Genomic DNA, 20,283 nt, shown 5'->3' with positions numbered 1-20,283 from the left:
GTGCCGAGTTCCTTCCTCGCGCGCGCCGGCGCGCTGGCGGCCGCCCTGCTCCTGGGCACCGGGCCCGCCGCGCTGGCCGATCCCACAGTGCCGCCGCTGGAACAGGTCGCCGGCGGCGGAAAATGCGCGGCGCCGTCGAACACCCTGTTCTCCGGCACCCCGTGGCCACAGAAACGCCTTGCCCCGCAAAGGGTGTGGCCGCTCACCAAGGGGGAAGGCCAGCTCGTCGCGGTGGTCGACTCCGGGGTGGACGCGGTGCCGCAGTTCGCCGGGCACGTCCGCCCGGTGGTGAACATCGTCTCCCCGTCCGGCAAGGAGGCCGACTGCCTCGGGCACGGCACGTTCGTCGCGAGCCTGATCGCCGCGCAGCCACGGGAGGGCACCGGGTTCGCCGGAGTGGCTCCCGGCGCGACGATCCTGCCGCTGCGGCAGACCGATTCCGCGGGCGGCTCGGCCTCGGCCATGGCCAAGGCGATCGTGGAGGCGGTGGACGCGGGCGCCAGGGTCGTCAACATTTCGGCGACCACGTTCCATTCCAGCGAGGATCTGGAGACCGCGGTGCGCTACGCGAGCCAGCACGACGCGGTGATCGTGGCCTCGGCCGCCAACGAGGCCGAGAACGGCAACCCCACCGCCTATCCGGCCGCGTATCCGGACGTGATCGCGGTGAGCGCGATCGCCGCGGACGGTTCGCGCGGCAGGTTCTCCGAGACCGGGGACTTCGTGGATCTGGCCGCGCCCGGGGTGGACGTGGTCGGGCTGAGCGCCGCCGGGACCGGGCATGTGGTGGCCCAGGGCACCAGCTTCGCCAGCCCGTTCGTGGCCGGTGCCGCCGCGCTGGTCCGGGCCTACCACCCGAAGCTGACCGCCCGGCAGGTCAAGCACCGCCTCGAGGTCACCGCGGACCGGCCGGGGACGAACGTGCCCGATCCGCGGGTCGGCTGGGGTGTGGTCAACCCGTACGCGGCGGTCACCGCCGTACTGCCGGAGGAGTTCGCCGGAAAGTCCATTGTGGATGATCGGCAGGTGGTGGTGCCGCCACCGGCCCTGGTCGCGCCGGACGATCCGACCCGGCTGGTGGCGATGCTCTCCGCGGCCGGGGCGGTGCTGGTGATCGGGGTGGCCTGGGTACTGCGTGGCGCGGTGCCGCGCGGACGGCGCCGGGGCTGGCGTTCAGGAGGAAGTACTGTGCCGTTCGTTACTAATCCGACCACAGCCACGGCGGAAACGGCTCTATACAAGCAAACCGGCCGCGAACCGTCTCCGCCTACTTTTGATCGGATTAGTAAGTGAGCACGATCGTCATCAGCCGTCCGCCGCGCCAGGCGGGTCCGCCGTCCCCACACGGTGAACTGGAGCTGCAGGAACCCCCGGCCCTGCCCGAGGTGCAGGGCGCCGACATGTCCTCGGTGATGACATACCTGCCGATGGGCCTCGGTTCCGGGGCGACCGTGCTGATGTTCGCCAATCCGGGCACCGGCGGGGGAATGTACGTGGCGTCCGGGCTGATGGCGGTGTCCACGGTCGGCATGATGTTCGGGCAGCTCGGCCGGGCGTCCGGCGAGCGCAAGCGGAAGCTCAAGGGTGAGCGGCGGGACTACCTGCGCTACCTCGGCCAGGTCCGCAAGCAGGTCCGCGGGGCGCTGAACCAGCAGCGCGCCGCGGTGGACTGGGACAACCCCGCTCCGGCGCGGCTGTGGACCATCGCGTCCGGCCCCCGGCTGTGGGAACGCAGGCCGAACCACGAGGATTTCGCCGAGGTGCGGATCGGCACCGGCACCCAGCGCGCGCTGCTTCGGCTCGTCCCCGCGCAGACCAAACCGGTCGAAGACCTGGAACCGTTGTGCGCCGGTGCGTTGCGGCGGTTCATCGCGGCCTACTCCACGGTGTCCGATGTGGCCAGCGCACTGCACCTGCGCGGCTACTCCGGGCTCGAGCTGACCGGGGACCCGGACGCGACGTACGAGCTGGCCAGGGCGATGGTGGCGCAGCTGGTCACCTTCCACGCCCCGGAGGACCTCAGGGTCGCGGTACTCGCCTGCCGGGACCGGATCGGTACCTGGCAATGGACGAAATGGTTGCCGCACAATGAAAGCGGCCACGAAACCGACGCGGCGGGGCCGGCCAGGCTGTTCGCCACCGAGCACGACGAACTGCTCGCCAGGCTCGGGCCCGCGTTCGGTGGGCGGCCCGCGTTCGCACCGGACGCGCCCCTCGGCCGCGGCGAACCGTACACCGTGGTCGTCTGCGACGGCGTGACGCTGCCGGAGTACTCGCCACTGGCGGCGGGCGGGCTGCGCAACGTGCTGCTGCTCGACGTCGGTGGCGGCAGCGGCCACGAGAGCCCGCACCGGCTCGGCCTCACCGTGAGCGCCGACCGGATCGACCGCACCGGCGCGGATTCCGCGCCGCCGCTGGCCACCCCCGACCGGCTGGGACTGGCCCGCTGCGAATCGCTGGCCAGGATGGTGTCGCCGCTGCGGACCGCCGGCACGGCCGACGCGGACGAACCACTGGCCGCCGATTTCGACCTCGCCCGGCTGCTCGGCATCCGTGACGTACGGAGCTACCCGGTGCACGAGCTGTGGCGGCCGCGCGCGGAACTGCCCGCCCAGCTGCGGGTGCCGATCGGGCTCGGCGCGGACGGTTCGGTGATCGAGCTGGACATCAAGGAGTCCGCGCAGGGCGGGATGGGGCCGCACGGCGTGCTCATCGGCGCGACCGGTTCCGGGAAGAGTGAGCTGCTGCGCACCCTTGTGGTCGGGCTGGCCGCGACGCATTCCTCCGAGGTGCTCAACCTCGTCCTGGTCGACTTCAAGGGTGGTGCGACCTTCATGGGGATGGAGGAACTGCCGCACACCTCGGCGGTGATCACCAACCTCGCCGACGAGCTGCCGCTGGTCGACCGGATGCAGGACGCGTTGCACGGCGAGCTGATGCGGCGCCAGGAACTCCTTCGCCAGGCCGGCTACAGCTCGCGGTTGGACTACGAGAAGGCCCGCGCGCAGGGCGCGCCGCTGAGCCCGTTCCCGACCCTGTTCCTCGTCTGCGACGAGTTCAGCGAGCTGCTGGCGACCAAACCGGAGTTCATGGACCTGTTCGTGATGATCGGGCGGCTCGGCCGCAGCCTCGGGGTGCACCTGCTGCTCGCGTCCCAGCGGCTGGACGAGGGCCGCATTCACGCGCTGGAAGGCCATCTGTCCTACCGGATCGCGCTGCGGACCTTCTCCGCGATGGAAAGCCGCAGCGTGATCGGGGTGGCCGACGCCTACGAACTGCCGTCGGGCCCAGGCCACGGATATCTGAAGAAGGACACCACCACGCTGGTGCGGTTCAAGGCCGGTTACGTGTCCGGCCCGATCGCGGCGACCGGGGAACAGGATGCGCCGGTGCGGGCGGCACCCGCCGGGCGGGAGGTGGTCGGTTTCGGCCCGCTGTTCCAGCCGTCGCGCGAGCCGGCACGGTCCGAGCCGGAGCGGTCCGCCGCGCCCGGCGAAGACACCGAGTCGGGGACCGTGATGGAGGCGATGCTGGAACGGCTGCTCGGCCAGGGGCCACCGGCCCGGCAGGTCTGGCTGCCGCCGCTGGCCGAGGCGCCCGGCCTGGACGTCCTGCTGCCCGGGGTGGTGCCCGATCCGGGCCGCGGTTTGTCCACTGTGGACAAACCGGGTGGCGGGGCGCTGCGGGTGCCGGTCGGCGTGGTGGACCGTCCGTTCGAACAGCGCCGCGATCTGCTGCTGGCCGATCTCGGCGGGGCCGCCGGGCATGTCGGCGTGGTGGGCGCGCCGCAGACCGGTAAGAGCACGATGCTGCGTACTCTGCTGCTCGCCCTCGCGCTCACCTACACCCCGGCGGAAGTGCAGTTCTACTGCCTCGACTTCGGTGGTGGCACGATGGGCGCGGTGTCCGGGCTGCCGCACACCGGTTCGGTGGCCGCGCGGCTGGACTCCGACCGGGTCAACCGGACCGTCGCCGAGCTGACCGGGCTGCTGGAATGGCGTGAGGCGACGTTCGCCGAACTGGGCGTGGAATCGATGGCCGCCTACCGCGGGCTCCGCCGGGACGGGGAGGTGGACGATCCCTACGGCGACGTGTTCCTGGTGGTCGACGGGTGGGCCACGGTCCGGCAGGACTTCGAGGACCTGGAGCCGGTGATCTCCGAACTCGCCTCGCGGGGGCTCGGCTTCGGCATCCACGTCGTGGTCGCGGCCACGCGCTGGTCGGAGATCCGGCCGTGGCTGCGCGACCTGCTCGGCACCCGGTACGAACTGCGGCTGGGAGATCCGCTGGAATCCGAGATCGGCAGCCGCGCGGCGGCCGGGGTCCCGGCACAGCCCGGTCGCGGGCTGACGTCCGACGGCAGGCACTTCCTCGGTGCGCTGCCGCGGCTCGACGGCGGTGGAGCGGCGGAGGACCTCGGTACCGCGACCAAGAACCTGGTCGAGGAGATCGCCGGGTTCTGGCCGGGCGAGGACGCGCCACCGGTGCGGTTGCTGCCGTCGCGGCTTCCCGTCGAGCGGCTTCCCGCCGCCGAAGGGGATTTCCGGCTCGCGCTCGGGCTGGACGAGGAGCGGCTGCGGCCGGTCTGGCACGATTTCGCCCAGGCGCCGCATCTGATGGTGTTCGGGGACGGCGAGACCGGCAAGACCAACCTGCTCCGGCTGGTGGCCAGGGGAGTGCTGGAGCGCTACGCCCCGGACGAAGCGAAGATCCTGCTCGCCGATCCGCGACGGCAGCTGTTTCCGTTGGTACCGGAGGAATACCGGATCGGCTACTCGGTGGCCACCGGGACATTGGCCGAGCTGGCCGCCAACGCGGCGGTGTCGATGCGCCGCCGGTTGCCGGGGCCGGAGATCACCCCGGACCGATTGCGGCTGCGGGACTGGTGGAGCGGGCCGCGGCTGTTCGTGCTGGTGGACGACTACGACCTGCTGACCCCCGGGATCGGCGGTCCGCTCGAGCCACTGGCGGAGCTGCTGGCCCAGGGCGCGGACATCGGGATGCACCTGGTGATCGCGCGCAGCAGCTCCGGCGCGATGCGGGCGATGATGGACCCGCTGCTGCGCCGGATGTGGGAACTCGGCTGCCCCGGTCTGTTGCTGTCCTATCCGCGCGAAGAGGGCAAGTTCCTCGGCGAGGCCGCGCCGAGGCAACTGCCGCCCGGTCGCGCGCAGCTGGTCACCCGCCGCGGCGTCCGGCTCGTCCAAAGTGGATTCGTAGAGGGGAATGTCCGTTGAGTGATCTGTGCCGGTTGACCGTGCTGGCCCCGGCAGGCCGCGCCGATTTCGCGGTGCCGGTGCGTACCCCGGTCTTCGACCTGCTGCCGCTGCTGAGCCGCCGCGCGGATCCGGACCGCACGCAGGCCGCGGCAGGGCGCGGCCACTGGGTACTGCAACGGCTCGGCGAGGAACCGCTCGACGAGGGAGGCACGCCGGAATCGCTGGGCCTGCGCGACGGGGAGGTGCTCTACCTTCGCCCGCGCGAGGCGCCGATGCCGCCGATCGACTTCGACGACGTGGTCGACGGGGTGGGCACCGCGATCCGGCAACGCGGTGACCGCTGGCGCCCGGACCTGACCCGGCGGCTGTTCCTGGTGCTCGGCGGCGGGGCGCTGGCCGTCGTGCCGGCCGCGATCGGGCTGTTCGGCGGTATGGAGTGGATCCGGTCCCTCGCCGCCGGGGTGTTCGCCGTGCTGTTGCTCGGGTTTTCCGCCGTCACCTCGCGTTCGTGGGGCGACGGTGTGCTCGGCGCGGTGCTCGGCGTCGCGGCGATCCCGATGGCGCTGGTGGCGGGCCTGCTGCTGCCCGCGGCCGTTGCGGGTGGCGCCGAGCCGCTCGGCGGTACGGGCGCGCTGGCAGGAGGAGCGCTGGCGACCGCGGCCGGGGTGATCGCGCTGTTCGCCGTCGGCGTCGCGCCCGCGGTCTTCCTCGGCGCGGTGCTGCCCTGCGCCGCGGCGGCGGTCGGCGGCCTGCTGGTGCTATGCACGGATCTGACCGGAGCGCAGGCGGCCGCGCTGGTCGCCGGGGTCGCCTATCTCGCCGGGGTGGCCGCGCCCTCGCTGTCCGCCCGGATGGTCCGGATCCGGCTGCCCCAGCTGCCGACCGGCGCCGCGGATCTGAGCTCCGACACCGACCCGGTGCCGGAACGCGTCGCGCTGGCCAGGGCGGCCAAGGCGGATCGGTTCCTGTCCGCGATCTTCGTGGCGATCTCGGTGATCTGTGCCGGGAGTTTCGCGCTGCTCGCGTTCGACCGCGGCTGGGCCGCGCAGGTCTTCGTGGCCGTGGTGTCGCTCGGGCTGCTGCTGCGTTCCCGGGTGCTGGTGAGCGCGTGGCAGCGGAGCGCCGCGGTAGCCGGTGGGGCGGCAGGCCTGGCGCTGCAGGCGATCGCGCTCGCCGGTGCGCTCGACCCGGTCGCGCGTGTCGGCGCCCTGGCCGGTCTCGTCCTCGCGGCCGGGTTGCTTTTCCTCGGCGCGGCAAGGCTTCCCGGCCACAGGCTGCTGCCGTACTGGGGCCGGGCCGCGGACCTCGGCGAGACGCTGTTCGCGATCGCCGTGGTGCCGATGATGCTCGCGGTGCTGGACGTCTACTCCTTCTTCCGCTCCTTGGCAGGCTGACATGCAGAACAAGCGAGACCAGTTGCACGCCCACCTTTTCGGTGTCGGCAGGCTGGTGTCGGCGCTGGTGACCGGCGAACTGGACGCGTCGGAGACACCGATGCGGCGGGCGAGCGTGGGCACGGTGATCGGGGTGCTGATCGCGCTGGTGGCCGCGGCCGCGTTCTGGGTCATCGGCCTGATCGCGGGCGGTGGCGACAGCGGATGGCGCAAACCCGGATCGATCATCGTGGAGAAGGAGACCGGCAGCCGGTACCTGTTTCTGGACGGGACCTTGCGGCCGGTGCTGAACTACGCCTCCGCCCGGCTGGCCGCGGGCGGCGGGAACGCCGAAGTGCGCACCGTGTCGAAGTCCTCTTTGGACGGTGTGCCGCACGGCCTGCCGATCGGCATCCCGAACGCGCCGGACGCGCTGCCGGACCCGAAGCGCCTGAACACCGAACCCTGGATGGTGTGCGCCGCCACGGTCGGTGCCGTCGACGGTCCGCAACGGCCGGGTGTCGCGGTCTCGGTCGGCGCGGCGTGGCAGTTCACGCCGGTGCCCGAGGACCGGGCGATACCGGTGGCCACCCCGGACGGGGCGATCGTCCTGGTGTGGCACGGACAGCGGATGCGGATCGAGGACAGGGCCCTGCTGATCACGTTCGGCTTCGGCGGTTTCGAACCGTTGCCGGTGAGCACCGCGTGGCTCAACGCGCTCCCGGCCGGGCCCGGCCTCGCGCTTCCTCCGCTGCCGGAGCGCGGGCAGCCCGGCCAGTCGCTGGCCGGACGATCCACCAAGGCCGGTCAGCTGTTCGAGGTGCAGGTCGCGGGCGGCACCGGGACCTACTACCTGATGCGCGCGGACGGGCTGGTCCCGATCTCGCGCACCGAACTCGCGTTGTTCCTCGCCGATCCGGCCACCGGCGGTGCCTACGACCAGGGCGAGGTGCGGGCGATCCCGCTGACCGCGGCCGCGGCGGCCGCCGCGCCGAAATCGAGGACCACGGTGGTCACCGGGCTGCCGAAGGAACCCCCTCGGCCTGCCGACGGCGCGGACGGCCGATCGGTGTGCGTGCGCCTGGGATTCTCCGCCGGTATCGGCGCGACCGGTTCGCTGGTCACGGTCGCGGCCGACCAGCTCCGGGTGACCGGTCCGCGCCCGCGCGGCGACCACGACGACGATCGGGTGGCCGACCAGGTCCGGGTGCCGGGAGGTTCCGGCACGCTGGTCATCGGGCAGCCTGCGCCGGGCGTGGAGAACGGCACCAAGTTCCTGATCACCGACGTCGGCGTGAAGTTCCCGCTGCCGGGCGACGAGGTGGCCGCGGCACTCGGTTACGGTGACGCCAAACCGGTCCCGGTGCCCTCCGCCGTGCTCGCCTTCCTGCCGACCGGGAACGCGCTCGACCCGCAGGCGGCCAGGACCCAGCGGAGCGGCCCGGCATGAGGATCAGCTCGCCGCACGCGGGCACCGGGCTGATGTGCCGCCCGATCGGCGCCGCGCTCTTGGTGCATCCGCAGGAAGGACCGGCGGGGACGGCGGTCGAACTGGCCAGGACGCTGCCGCCGGAACCAGGGCACACGGTGGTCGTCGTCGACACGCCCGAGCTCGGCGGCCCGGCGCTGGTCGAAGAGCTCGCCGCGCTGGTACCGGACCGCCGGCCGCTGCGGCTGGTGCTGTCGCGTGCCGGTTCCGGCGGGCCGGGATCGCTCGCGCACGCGCTGGCCGAACGCAAGCAGACCGAGGTGATCGCGCCGGACGGGGTGGTGCACCCGGTGCCGGGTGGGTTCGCCTTCGTCGCGGATGGTGCGGGCTGGCTGCGGTTCCGGCCCGGTGCTCCGCCGCGGCCGGCCGGGCTCCGCTATCCGGTGCCCGCCTGGGAACCGGGCACCCCGCTGCGGCGGCTGGCCCCTGGCCCCGGTCTGGTGGTCGAACCGATCCCGGCCGGGTTGTGGCTGCGGCCCGAGTCCCACCCCGATCCGGCGCCGGTGTTCGACCTGCCGTGCCAGGCCGAGATGCTGACCGTGGTGCTCGAACCGTCGGTGCCGGTGCCGGAGGTCTGCCGGTTGCTCGCCGCACTCCCGGCGTCGGCCCGCACGCGGGTGCGGCTGATGCCGCACGGCACCCATGAGCGTGCCGGGGAACCGGTCGGCCAGCTGGTCGCGGACGCGTTCGGTGCGTCGCTCACCGTCCACACCGGACTGATCGAGTGGGCGTTCGCCACCGTGCTCAGCTACTGGCCGCGCAGGGTCCCGATGCCCGCGGTGCCCAAGGTGGTGCGGTACCGCGCGCCGCTGCCCGGCCTCGCCGAGCCGCATCCCGGGGTTTTCCGGCTCACCGACGACATCATCGTCGAGACCGTCCAATCCGGACTGTGGGTGCGCGGTGGCACCGAACCGATGAACGGCGGCGAGATCAGGGCGGTGCCGCTGGACCCACGCCGGCTGCGGGTCACCGTCGGCGAACCCGGCACGCCTCCGTCTCGAACGCTCGCCGACGCGGCGGCCGGACTCGTCGAGCGGCTCGAACCAGCCGCGCGGCAGGCCGCCCAGCTGATCTTCGCCGAAGCCCCGTTGGAGGAAGAAGAGCCGGTCACACAATGGATGCGGGTGGAGAGGGAACCCACGGCGGAAACTCCGGAGGTTCCCGGCGACGACCGGATCGCCCCGGACCACCGCAGCGGACCGGCGGAACACGAATGGCTGCGCCGGACCCTGGGCAGCCGGTTCGACAGTTACGCCAGCGCGGTGTCCCGGCTGCTCGCGCAGCGGCCAGGGCTGCGTGGGGAGGAGGAGACTGCGAGCTTCTCGGAAGCGGTGATCACCGACCTGGTCGCGGTCCGTGCCTACGCGGAAGGCGCTTCGCAGAGCTTCGATCAGGCGTTGCGTACGGGAACTCTCGGCGCGTTCCGGCCCTATGCCGGGTGCATCGTGTCCGGTCTCCGGCGCCTGCCCACCCACCGCGGCCCGGTGCTGACCTCGGCCACTTTGGACGACGCACAGTGGGCGCGGTACCGCGTCGGGGAGGTGCTGACCGAACGTGGCCTGCTCCACGCGCTGGCCACGCCGTTCGTCGAGCTGCCCGGCGCGGTGGAGTTCTTCGTCCTGGCGCTGACCGCGCGGCGCACCGGGTTCCTGACCGGCGGCGAGGGTCCCGAACAGCAGCGCGTCATCTTCCCGCCGGACACCCGTTTCAAGGTGCTCGCGGTGACCGAAGGGCGGGTGCTGCTGCGCGAGGTCACCGGCGCGGACGGTGGCCGGGACCAGACCGCGCTGGACAGACTGACCGAGGTCGCGGCGAACCGGGACACGGTCGCCCCACGTCGCCGCCAGGAACTCGAAACCCCGGCCCGTTTCGACCATCCGCTCGGGCTGACCTGACCATGGGCCACTCGGCGTGCCGTCGCCGCCAGGGCTCGACCTGCCGACGAAGCCGCCGGACGGCGGCGGGATCCGGCGGTCGTTCACCCCCGCTGGTCGGAATCGACGGCACCCGGACGACGGACCGGTTCGAGCACCGGCCCTGACAGGCCCGGCTACCGCCGCTGTTTGACGGCCTGGAAGTACGCGCTCGCCGCGGGTGCGAAGAGCAGGCAGGTGCAGAGGAAGGAGAACGCGACGGTCAGCCAGCCGCCGAGATCCTGTCCGCCGTTCACCTGCCCCGCGAGGGCGAGCACGAACACCACGACCAGCACGACGCGGGTCCAGCCCCGGCCCTCGCGCACGTTGAGCGCGATCAGCAGCGTGAGCAGCCCGATCACCAGGAACACGACCGCGACCAGGCCGATCGCCGTGGCGGCCACGCCCGCCGACACCGCCCCGTCGGTCGCGCGCGCCACCGCGTCCGCGGCCGACATCCCGATGATCGTCAGGAGCGCGGTGCCCAGCGCGAAGCCGGCCTGGAGCAGCAGCAGCCAGAACGACACCTTGACCTGCGGGGGAGGCACCAGGGTCCGGTGTTCGGCAGCGGGTTCCGCGGTGTGCGGGGAGAAGTCGGGAAGTTCGGGCGTGGTCGTTCCAGGCATCGCGGTGCGTTCCCCTCGAGTCCGTAGGTGAACGGGACCGTAGGAGCGCGCGATCAACAGGCGTTCAATCACCGATAAGCGCCCGGTCCGCGGGGAACGTCGATCAGCTCGGTGCGTCAGAACCGGAACCGCACGATGCGGCTGGACCGTTTCATGCCCGGCAACAGGTTCATGAGGCGGTACAGGCGGCGCACGTTCGCGGGCGCCTTGGCCATCAGGACCGGCGAGTCGTTCATCGGCGCCTCGTCGACGTATTCGAGCCGGGGGTGCCAATCGGCCAGTGCTGCCGGATCGGCGAAGCCGCAGTGGAACCGGGTGCCGTATCTGCGCAGGGTGGGATCCCATTTCGAGGTGCGCCACGCCCAGACCGACACCGTGTCGAACTGCAGCTGGCCGGCGGGAAAGGCGTCGACGACGCCGGTCAGCAGTCGCCGGACGTCGGTCTCGGACAGGTAGGGCACCAACCCCTCGGCGATCATCAGCACCGGCCTGCCGTGGGGGACGCGGTCCAGCCAGGTCAGGTCGGTGACGCTGGAGCCGATCAGCGTGTAGTGCTCTCGCGGTGGCAGGAACTGGTGCCGCAGTTCGATGATGGCGGGGTAGTCCAGGTCGTACCAGTCGACGGTGGCGGGCGGGTCGATCCGGTACACCCGGGCGTCGAGGCCGCAACCCAGATGCAGCACGACCGCGCCGGGATGATCGGCGAGGAAGCTCCGGGCCCAGTCGTCGTGGGCCTTGGCGCGTACCACGGCGGCGAGGCCCAGCTGGCTCGTGCCGAATCCGCGCTTGTCGTAGCCGGGGTCGAGCCGGCGCATCGCCTGCTCGGCGTATTCGTCGCCGAGGATCGGGTCCGGCAGCCGGTTGTCCAGTGCTTTGGCCCGGAGGACCGGGCTGAGCGTCTTCTGCACTCCGACGAGGTCGGCGTCTTCCACGTCGGCGATTTTACGCCCGGTGTGGCCGACGTCTCAGTGGGCGGTGTCGATACCGACCGGACGGTATGTCACGCTGAGGCGGGCGGCGGCCGCCGTTAGGATCGGCCGGGCGCAAGCCTCCGCTTGGCCATCCGGGCAGATGAGGAGACACACCGCAGTGAACTCGTTCAAGGATCGCGTCGCGATCGTCACCGGGGCCAGCCGGGGCATCGGACTGGGTATCGCGAAAGAGCTGGTCGAGCGCGGGGCGAAGGTGTGCATCACGGCGCGCAAGCCCGAGCCGCTGGCCGACGCCGTCGCCGAGCTGGGCGGCCAGGACGTCGCCCTCGCGGTACCCGGCAAGGCCGACGACACCGCCCACCAGGACGAGGCGATCGCCAAGACGATCGAGACGTTCGGGCGGCTGGACATGCTGGTCAACAACACCGGGATCAACCCCGTCTACGGTCCGATGCTCGACGCCGAGCCGGAGGCCGCGGCCAAGATCCTCGGCGTCAACGTGCTCGCGCCGCTGTCCTGGATCAAGCGTGCCCGCGACGCGTGGATGGGCGAGCACGGCGGCTCGGTGGTCAACGTCGCCTCGATCGGCGGCCTGCGCGCGTCGCCGGGTATCGGCCTCTACGGCGTCAGCAAGGCCGCGCTGATCCGCCTCACCATGGAACTCGGCGTCGAGCTGGGGCCGGACATCCGCGTCAACGCCGTGGCCCCGGCCGTGGTGAAGACGAAGTTCGCCACCGCGCTCTACGAAGGCCGTGAGGAGGAGGTCGCGGCGGCCTACCCGCTGAAGCGGCTCGGCGTGCCGTCGGACGTCGCCGGCGCGGTCGCGTTCCTGCTGTCGGAGGACGCGGGCTGGATCACCGGCCAGACCCTGGTGCTCGACGGCGGCATCACGCTCGGCGGTGGCCTGTGAGCTTCTCCGGCGCGGGTGTCGTCATCACCGGCGGCGGAGGCGGCATCGGCGCCGCGCTGGCCCGGCGGTTCGCCGCCGAGGGCGCGCGAGTCGTCGTGGCCGACCTCAACGCCGGCGCGGCCGAGGACGTCGCCAAGGAGGTGAGCGGCACCGCGTTCGTCGGCGATGTCGCGACCGAGGACGGCGTCACCCGGCTGATCGCGAGCGCCCGCGAAACCCTCGGCGAGATCGACGTCTACTGCGCGAATGCCGGGATCGCGCCGCACGGCGGCGAGGACACTCCCGAGGACGTCTGGGCACGGGCCTGGGACGTCAACGTGATGGCGCATGTGCGGGCGGCGAAATTGCTGATGCCGCTGTGGCTGGAGCGCGGCAAAGGGCATTTCATCGCGACGGTGTCCGCGGCCGGGCTGCTCACGATTCTCGGCTCGGCGCCGTACGCGGTGAGCAAGCACGGCGCGCTCGCGTTCGCGGAATGGTTGTCGGCGACGTACCGGCATCGCGGCCTGAAGGTGCAGGCGGTGTGCCCGCAGGGCGTGCGCACGGCGATGCTGGAGGACACCGGCCCGGCGGGCGACCTCATCATGGGTGCGTCCGCGATCGAACCGGTTCAGGTGGCCGACGCGTTGTTCCAGGCCATCGAGGAGGACCGTTTCCTGGTGCTGCCGCATCCGGAGGTCGCCGGCTACTACGCCGCGCGCGCGACGCAGCCGGACCGCTGGCTCGGCGGGATGAACAAGCTGCAGCGCAAGATCGAACAGGCACTCGGCGAGTCCCCGTGACAGGGGAGTGGCAGCCCGAAGTCGACGAGATCGCGCGGCGCAGGGCCCTTGCGGAGCGGATGGGCGGCCCGGACAAGGTCGCCCGTCAGCACGAGGCCGGACGGCTCACCGTGCGCGAGCGGATCGCCGCGCTCGTCGACCCGGGCAGCTTCGACGAGATCGGCGCGCTCGCCGGGACCGGGCACTACGACGATTCCGGCTCGCTGAAGGACTTCACCCCCGCCAACTTCGTCCACGGCACCGCGCGGCTCGACGGCAGGCGAGTGTGCGTCGGCGGTGACGACTTCACCGTGCGAGGGGGAGCGGGCGACGCCGGGATCGCGGAGAAGCAGATCCACGCCGAGCGGCTGGCCAACGAGCTGCGCGTGCCGATGGTGCGGCTGATCGAGGGCACCGGCGGCGGTGGCAGCGTGAAAACCTTGGAGCAGAACGGGTTCACGTATGTCCCGGTGAACCCGGGGTGGGATCTGGTGGTGGACAACCTCTCCACCGTCCCCGTGGTCTCGGCGTGTCTGGGCCCGGTCGCCGGGCTCGGCGCCGCGCGGGCGGTGATGTCCCATCTGTGCGTGCTCGTCGAAGGCGCCGGGCAGCTGTTCGTCGCCGGTCCGCCCGTGGTGCGGCACGCCACCGGCGAGGATCTGTCCAAAGAGGAGCTGGGCGGAGCCGCGGTACATCGCCGGAGTGGCGCGATCGACCGGATCGTCGGCAGCGAAGCCGAAGCTTTCATCGTGCTGAAGCAGTTCCTGAGCTACCTTCCCTCCTCTGTGGACTCGCTGCCTCCGGTGTCCACAACGGACGATGACGTCGACCGCCGCGAGGAGTCGTTGCTGTCGCTGGTGCCGCGCAACCGCCGGCACCCGTACCGCCTGCGTCCCCTGCTGGAAGCGGTGTTCGACGCCGGTTCGGTGTTCGACTACAGCGTCTCCGGCGGCTCGGCCTTCGCCGGACTGGCCCGTTTGGACGGTCATCCCGTCGGCGTCCTGGCCACCGACCCCTTCCGCGGCGCCACCCTCACCCCCGAAGGCGCGGACGTGGTGACCCGCTTCGTCGACCTGTGCGAGACGTTCCACCTGCCGCTGGTGAGCCTGACCGATCAGGCGGGCATGGTGATCGGCCTCGCCGGTGAACGCGCCGGCGCGATCCGGCACGGCGCCCGCGCGGTGACCGCCGTCTACCAGTCGCACGTACCGACGGCGGAAGTCATCGTGCGGCGCGTGTTCGGCGTCGGCGGCGCGGGCATGACCAACCGTCACCGTTTCGTCCGCCGCTGGGCCTGGCCTTCGGGGGACTGGGGCTCACTGCCCGTCGAAGGCGGCCTCGAAGCGGCCTACCGCTCCGAGCTGGAGGCTTCGTCCGATCCGACCGCCCTGCGCGAAGAGATCCGGACCCGCCTGGACGCGGTGCGCTCCCCGTTCCGCACCGCCGAACGCTTCGGCGTCGAAGACGTCATCGATCCCCGGGAGACCCGGCCGCGCCTGTGTGAATGGGTCCGCGACGCCTATGCCGTCCTGCCTCGCCTACTGGGCCGCCCCTCCTTCGGCATGCGGCCCTGAGAGAACGCGGCGTGCGCATTACGGTGCGCACAACCGGTCCAGTGCCGCCTGGCTCTCCTCGTCCGCGGCGCGGTAGATCAGCAACCGCTGGTCCGGGTCTTGAAGGGGCGTGAGCACCTCGAAGTCCACCGCGAACACCCCGGTGTCAGGATGCCGGACCTCCTTGCGCCCGCGGCCGTTGACCTTGACGTCCCGCTCGGCCCACAATCGCGCGAATTCCTCGTCGTGGGCCATGAATTCGGCGATGAGGTCGGTCAGCGCCTGATCCTCCGGATGCGCGGCCCACGCGGTGCGCAGGTGGGCGATCCCCTCCCGTACGACGCGTTCGCGGTCGACGTAGAACGCACGCATCCCCGGATGCATCAGGCACAGCCACATCGCATTGCGCTGCTGTGGCGGCAGGGTGTCGAAATCCACGAGCAGCCTCGTCATTTCGCCGTTCCAGGCCAGGATGTCGTAGCGGTGGTTCAGCACCATGGCGGGCAGCGGCGACAGGTCGGCGACCAACCGGGTCAGCTGCGGCGCAGCGACGGCGGCGGGCTTGTCGGTGCCGCGGGGGCGCTGCCGGGTCAGGCCGAAGAGGTAGGCGCGTTCGCCGGGGGCCAGGCGCAGCGCGGTGGCCAGCGCCTCCACCACGTCCGCCGAGGGCCGCAGCCCTCGGCCCTGTTCCAGCCGCACGATGTAGTCGATGCTGACCCCGGCCAGCTCGGCGACCTCTTCACGGCGCAAACCCGGGGTCCGCCGGGACTGCCGGTGCGACGGGAGGCCGAAATCCCGGGGGTCCAGGCTTTCGCGCCGGGTCCGCAGGAACGCGGCCAGCTCCTGTGTCGTGTCCACGGTGCGGGTCGTCATGATCTGTCCAACAGCCAGGGCGGGTCTGGTGTTCCCAGGAAGTTCCTTCCCTCATCTCCTGCACGAGCATCGCTGCTGACGCGCGGACGGGCGCGGAGCACAGGTACCGGTCGAGGTCCACCTTGACATCGACAACTACACCGCGGCTCGGCGTGGTTCCTCGACCGGCTGTGAACCGGGTGGCCGCGCCTTGGCGTGCTGGTGGGGAATATCAGCTGAGTGCTTGAATCTCGGTCGCCAGCCTCTCCTGGCCGGCTGCCCACGACGCCAATAGGGCCAGGCCGTCCGCGGCCGCCGTGCCGGCGGGTGCGGTGTAGACGATCAGGAGCAGGCCGGGATCGGCAGGCAGATCCATCGACTCGACGTCCAGGTCGAGCTGGCCCACTACCGGATGGTGCACACGCTTGCGTCCGGACCGGTGGAGCCGAACGTCCTGAGACGCCCACCGCCGCCGAAACAGCTCACTGCGTGTCGACAACTCACCGACCAGAGCGATCAGCTCCTCGTCGTGCGGATTGCGGCCGGCTTCCATGCGTAGCTTCGCGGCCACATCACCGGCGATTCGGTCATAGTCGACGAAGAACGTTTCTGCCGCCTCGGGATCCAAATACACGAACCGCGCGGTGTTCGCCGGCCGCCGCGGGTCGGCCAGCACCGGTGAATACAGCGCACGAGCGAGGTGATTCATGGCCAGCACGTCATAACGGCCGTTGCAAATCCACGCCGGCGCATCGGTGATGGCGTCGAGCACCCGCTCAAGTGCCGGACGCACCGTCACGGCGGGTCGCCGGCGGCGTGAACCGCCGGGCGCCCTGGACTGCCGCGCAAGGTGGAACAGGTGATCGCGCTCGGCCTCGTCAAGGTGCAAGGCGGAGGCCAACGCGTCGAGCACCCCGTCGGAGGCGCCGGCGAGGCTGCCGCGCTCCATACGCACGTAGTAGTCGACCGATACCCCTGCCAGGAGAGCTACCTCTTCGCGACGCAGACCTTTGACCCGGCGGTTGCCGCCGTAGGCGGGCAGTCCGGCCCGCTCGGGCGTGATCCGCGCGCGACGCGAGCTCAGGAATTCCTTGATCTCGGTGCGCAGGTCGATCGTGGCCACCCCCTGACCCTAGGCCCTGTACGCGGGCGAAGGGAGGTTCTGCTGGTACCCCCATGGCTACGCACCGTCTCACACGTGGCAGGCGCCCAGCGGCGTAGCGGGAAAAGGCCTGCGTCGACGCCTAGGTACCTGATGCGGTCGTGGCGGTGCCACCGTCGACCGGGATAACGGCGCCCGTCAGGTAGGACCCGGCCCGGCTGGCGAGGAAGACGGCGGTGCCTGCCATGTCGTCGTCGCGGCCGAGCCGGCGCAGAGGGGCCTTCGCCGCGATCGTGTCGCCGATGGCATCGATCGTGGCCGCCATCATCTGCGACGGGAACACTCCTGGGGCTACCGCGTTCACCGTGACGTGCTGTGGGCCCAGTTCCCTGGCAAGCACCCTGGTGAGTTGATGGAGTGCCGCTTTGCTGCTGGCGTAGGAGTAGTTGGGCGCCTCGGCGACGTGGATGGCGGCGATACTGCCGATGTTGATGATCCGCGCGGGATCATCGGCGGTGCCCGCCCTGCGCAGTGCCGGCAGCAGCGCCTGCACCAGCCAGAACGGCGACTTGAGGTTGAGGTCGATCACCGCGTCCCAGGCCTCGGCCGGGAACGTCTCCAGCGGCTCGCGCCACATCGCTCCCGCGTTGTTGACGAGGATGTCCAGGCGTTCCGAGCCGGCCTTGACAAGATCGGCGAGGCGCTGGCACTCGTCGTACCTGGACAGGTCGGCGGGGAATGCTTGAACGTCGCCGAATTCGGACAGCAGACGCTGCGCCTCCGCGCACGCGTCTGCCTTGCGTGAGCTGACAACGACGCGGGCGCCCGCCTGCAGAAGGCCGCGCGCTATCATCATCCCGATGCCCCTGGTGCCGCCAGTGACAAGTGCGTACTTCCCACTCAGATCGAAAAGGTCTGCGTGAGTGGTGAACTGGTTGTCCGCCATTGGTCTTCGTCCGTTCTGTCATGGAAGCCGGCTCAACCAGATTGACAGGCGTCCTGGATGCCAGGGAGACCCTGGCGATACAGGTACTGTGAGAGCCACCCTTGCCTGGTGCGCCGGCTCACGCCGCCACAATCCCCATTCGTTTGACAGCGTGTGAGGCCGCTCTGTGGGAGTTGTGGGCCCGTGAATTGTTGCCAGTGAGCACGTGGAACAGAGTGCGGTCTGTTGCCTGGTCCCTCCCAGTCCAGCCCGCCGCGAAAGGCACGGCTACCACGCTGGAAGTCGAGGAGGTGCGCCGTGAGCGAGACCGTGACGGTCGATGACGGCATGGAGATCGTCTACTCCCGGGTCGCCGGGCTGGACATCGGCAAGAGAGAACTCGCTGCCTGCGTTCGTGTTCCGGACAAGAACGGCAGATTCCGTTCGCAGACCAAGACTTTCTCGACGATGACCCACGGACTGCTGGAGCCGGCCGCGTGATGTCAAACAGGTCAAGGGATGCAAGACCGGCAGATCGACATGCTCGACGCACAACGGTCCGCCTACGTGGTCAAAATCGAGGAGGCGATGCGCCCCTTTCGCGCGGGCCAAGGAACTACTGATGACCATCCCCGCAATCTCTGACCGGATCACGTGCGGCATCATCGCCCAGACTGCCAGCCCCCCAGCTACTTGAAGAGCAACTACCAGCGGTTGCGGAAACGCCGCGGGCCGCTACGCGCCCAAGTCGTTGTCCAACACAAGATCCTGACCGCGATCTGGCACATGCTCACCAGCGACATCGCCCACCACGACCTCGGACCCGACTACTTCGACCGCAAACCCCGCTCACTCCAACACCAAGCACACCGCGCTCGCCGACTGCTCATCGAACTGGCCGAGCAGGGCTACGACATCTCCCAGCTCATCCCCGACAATGCCGCATGACCCGCACAACACCAGCGACCGTCCGGCTGGTCTATTGAGGGAACAGACCCGTATTAGCCGAGAACGGGGCGATGGAGGATGTTGCGTCTGGGTCTGCGTAGCGGGTCCACGTAATCTGGCGGGATGAATTCGGGGAGTCCGTCTTCGGCGATGCGGACTTTCCAGTCGGCTTTGTGGAGGAGCCGGTGGTGGGCGCCGCAGAGCAGGACGAGATTGCGGAGGATGGTGTGTCCGTCGTGGGTCCACAGGGTTATGTGGTGGGCGTCGCAGTGTCGGGGCTTGCGATGACAGCCGGGGAAGGCGCAGCCGCCGTCCCGGATATTCAGCGCTTTCCGTAGTGCTGGGGTGACGAGTCGTTTGGCTCTGCCGAGGTCGAGGGGTTCGCCTTTGGTGCCGAGGACGGCGGGGATGACGTGGCAGTCGCAGGCGAGCATGCGGGCTTCGGTGGCGGTGATGGTGCTGACCATGTCCAGGCACGCGGTGCCCAGCTTCGACTTCAAGTCTTCGAGTGTCACGGTGACCAGGAGTTGGGCGCGGTCGCCGCCGGGCACGTCGGGCACGTTGGCGAGCATGGCGATGGCTTCGCCGAAGGCTTCCCCGTACCGCTGGGACGGCGACCGCAGATCCGGCCACCTGTCTTCCCCAGCGGGGCGTGGTGTGGCGAGAGGATCGAGAATCGTGCTCAGCCGGGTGCCGGTGATGGGATCGAGCTGTCCGTCGATGTCGAACCAGCCGTCCTTGCGCTGCCGCAACCGTAACTCGGGCTTGCGCTCTGACGGGTCCGGGTCCTTCGGTTCTTTCCCGTCCTGGTCCATCCGTGCCAGGATCTCGTCGGCGGCCTTGACCACTTCCTGTGGTGTGGCGTGGCGAGCGAGTTCGACGAGGATTTTCTCGGCGCTGCTTCTGTCCTCATTGGACACAAATCTGGGAACCTTCTTCAGGAAGTGGAGGATCCGGTCGCTGTGGTGCGGGCCGATCTCACCGTCGAGTGCTGCGGCACGCGTTGCTGGTGCGGTGGCGGGGAGTTCGGTACCGTCGATGTTGCGGCCGGGGTTCAGTCCGTGGGCGCGGTCGAGGTATTTTTTGGCTTCACCGCGCGACATTCGTGCCATGTGCGCGAACCATGCCGCTGTCGACCCATACCCGTACAGCTCGGACACACCACGCGACTCGATCTCCATGAGGAACTGGCCAAGCTCGGCGTCCAAGCGCCACAGGGACTCCAGTCGGGTACGCACCTCGTCGGCGAGTGCACGACCGGATCGCCGCCACAGGTCCTGCGGCGGTTCCAGGGTGGACAGGTTCTCGGACACGACACCATCATACCGCAGCTGATAGAACATACGTTCGACACGAACGAGTGAACTCGCTGAGGGTCGTGAACGGCTGACGTTGTCCCGGCGGAGGTGGGAGGCGGACCGTTGGGCGGCTCCTTTGTTGATATATGGGAATTCTCCGGCGTCGGTGGGGGTTCTTGAGGTCGGCGAAGGGGGCTTGGACAGGCCATCGAGCGGTGAAGCGCGAGGGGCGGTGTGCGGCCATAGCCTTCGCTGCCGGATCAGTTTTCGGTTGCCTTCCCCGGGCTTCACCTGCACATCGCCGCAGTGGACCAGTGCGGAACTCGTCATGGACAAACGGCGTGCGAGCCGTGTTGCCGGCGGTGGATCTGCGCTCGGCGCA

16 protein-coding genes are annotated in these 20,283 nt (G+C 70.5%); 10 read left to right on the top strand and 6 right to left on the bottom strand.

Annotated elements, in window-relative coordinates:
* The 5 genes from mycP to ACFW0G_RS16665 are packed head-to-tail and all read left to right on the top strand — an operon-like array spanning position 1 to position 9,976.
* Positions 1 to 1,293, top strand: a complete 1,293-nt coding sequence (gene mycP / locus ACFW0G_RS16685; RefSeq protein ID WP_378326146.1) for a type VII secretion-associated serine protease mycosin — start codon at positions 1 to 3, stop codon at positions 1,291 to 1,293.
* Entirely contained in the window at positions 1,290 to 5,237 is a 3,948-nt protein-coding gene (eccCa, locus tag ACFW0G_RS16680; RefSeq protein WP_378326144.1) for a type VII secretion protein EccCa, read from the top strand. Before mycP ends, eccCa begins: the two co-directional genes overlap by 4 nt.
* Positions 5,234 to 6,613 carry a type VII secretion integral membrane protein EccD gene (gene eccD / locus ACFW0G_RS16675; protein WP_378326142.1) on the top strand — a complete coding sequence of 460 codons (1,380 nt, stop codon included), beginning with the start codon at positions 5,234 to 5,236 and terminating at the stop codon, positions 6,611 to 6,613. Before eccCa ends, eccD begins: the two co-directional genes overlap by 4 nt.
* Position 6,614: 1 nt before the next feature.
* Positions 6,615 to 8,042 carry a type VII secretion protein EccB gene (gene eccB / locus ACFW0G_RS16670; RefSeq protein ID WP_378326141.1) on the top strand — a complete coding sequence of 476 codons (1,428 nt, stop codon included), beginning with the start codon at positions 6,615 to 6,617 and terminating at the stop codon, positions 8,040 to 8,042.
* Positions 8,039 to 9,976 carry a hypothetical protein gene (locus ACFW0G_RS16665; RefSeq protein ID WP_378326140.1) on the top strand — a complete coding sequence of 646 codons (1,938 nt, stop codon included), beginning with the start codon at positions 8,039 to 8,041 and terminating at the stop codon, positions 9,974 to 9,976. Before eccB ends, ACFW0G_RS16665 begins: the two co-directional genes overlap by 4 nt.
* Positions 9,977 to 10,131: 155 nt before the next feature.
* Here the strand turns inward: ACFW0G_RS16665 and ACFW0G_RS16660 are convergent, their stop codons facing one another.
* Entirely contained in the window at positions 10,132 to 10,620 is a 489-nt protein-coding gene (locus ACFW0G_RS16660; RefSeq protein WP_378326139.1) for a hypothetical protein, read from the bottom strand.
* A 116-nt stretch (positions 10,621 to 10,736) separates the two neighbouring features.
* Positions 10,737 to 11,552: a class I SAM-dependent methyltransferase gene (locus tag ACFW0G_RS16655; RefSeq protein ID WP_378326138.1), complete on the bottom strand. Its 816-nt coding sequence runs from the start codon at positions 11,550 to 11,552 to the stop codon at positions 10,737 to 10,739.
* Positions 11,553 to 11,709: 157 nt separating this feature from the next.
* On the opposite strand from ACFW0G_RS16655, the gene ACFW0G_RS16650 reads away from it, so the two are divergent.
* Genes ACFW0G_RS16650 through ACFW0G_RS16640 form a run of 3 tightly spaced genes read left to right on the top strand, consistent with a single transcriptional unit; the run spans position 11,710 to position 14,797 of the window.
* Positions 11,710 to 12,462, top strand: a complete 753-nt coding sequence (locus ACFW0G_RS16650; RefSeq protein ID WP_378326137.1) for an SDR family oxidoreductase — start codon at positions 11,710 to 11,712, stop codon at positions 12,460 to 12,462.
* Positions 12,459 to 13,244, top strand: a complete 786-nt coding sequence (locus ACFW0G_RS16645; RefSeq protein WP_378326136.1) for an SDR family NAD(P)-dependent oxidoreductase — start codon at positions 12,459 to 12,461, stop codon at positions 13,242 to 13,244. The genes ACFW0G_RS16650 and ACFW0G_RS16645 overlap by 4 nt, the downstream gene beginning before the upstream one ends.
* Positions 13,241 to 14,797: an acyl-CoA carboxylase subunit beta gene (locus ACFW0G_RS16640; protein WP_378326135.1), complete on the top strand. Its 1,557-nt coding sequence runs from the start codon at positions 13,241 to 13,243 to the stop codon at positions 14,795 to 14,797. Before ACFW0G_RS16645 ends, ACFW0G_RS16640 begins: the two co-directional genes overlap by 4 nt.
* A gap of 18 nt (positions 14,798 to 14,815) precedes the next feature.
* Here ACFW0G_RS16640 and ACFW0G_RS16635 read toward each other — a convergent pair whose 3' ends face one another.
* From ACFW0G_RS16635 to ACFW0G_RS16625, 3 genes are all read right to left on the bottom strand, one after another.
* On the bottom strand, positions 14,816 to 15,649 hold the full coding sequence (locus tag ACFW0G_RS16635; RefSeq protein ID WP_378326134.1) for a helix-turn-helix transcriptional regulator: 834 nt from the start codon (positions 15,647 to 15,649) through the stop codon (positions 14,816 to 14,818).
* 211 nt (positions 15,650 to 15,860) lie between these two features.
* Positions 15,861 to 16,751, bottom strand: coding sequence for a helix-turn-helix transcriptional regulator (locus ACFW0G_RS16630; protein WP_378326133.1), 891 nt, complete (start codon positions 16,749 to 16,751; stop codon positions 15,861 to 15,863).
* A 121-nt stretch (positions 16,752 to 16,872) separates the two neighbouring features.
* Complete coding sequence (locus tag ACFW0G_RS16625; RefSeq protein WP_378326132.1) at positions 16,873 to 17,676, bottom strand: SDR family oxidoreductase; 804 nt, start codon at positions 17,674 to 17,676, stop codon at positions 16,873 to 16,875.
* 297 nt (positions 17,677 to 17,973) lie between these two features.
* Between ACFW0G_RS16625 and ACFW0G_RS16620 the strand changes: the two genes are divergently transcribed.
* Complete coding sequence (locus ACFW0G_RS16620) at positions 17,974 to 18,156, top strand: hypothetical protein (RefSeq protein ID WP_378326131.1); 183 nt, start codon at positions 17,974 to 17,976, stop codon at positions 18,154 to 18,156.
* A 192-nt stretch (positions 18,157 to 18,348) separates the two neighbouring features.
* Positions 18,349 to 18,603, top strand: a complete 255-nt coding sequence (locus tag ACFW0G_RS16615) for a hypothetical protein (protein ID WP_378326130.1) — start codon at positions 18,349 to 18,351, stop codon at positions 18,601 to 18,603.
* A gap of 53 nt (positions 18,604 to 18,656) precedes the next feature.
* On the opposite strand, the gene ACFW0G_RS16610 is transcribed toward ACFW0G_RS16615, so the two are convergent.
* On the bottom strand, positions 18,657 to 19,946 hold the full coding sequence (locus ACFW0G_RS16610; protein WP_378326217.1) for a DUF222 domain-containing protein: 1,290 nt from the start codon (positions 19,944 to 19,946) through the stop codon (positions 18,657 to 18,659).
* Positions 19,947 to 20,283 lie beyond the last annotated feature (337 nt).

Origin of the sequence: Amycolatopsis sp. NPDC058986, assembly GCF_042741125.1 — a bacterium.
Classification (GTDB): Bacteria; Actinomycetota; Actinomycetes; order Mycobacteriales; family Pseudonocardiaceae; genus Amycolatopsis.
Note: the sequence above shows the minus strand (reverse complement) of the source record. Positions and strands in the feature narration are given on the sequence as shown.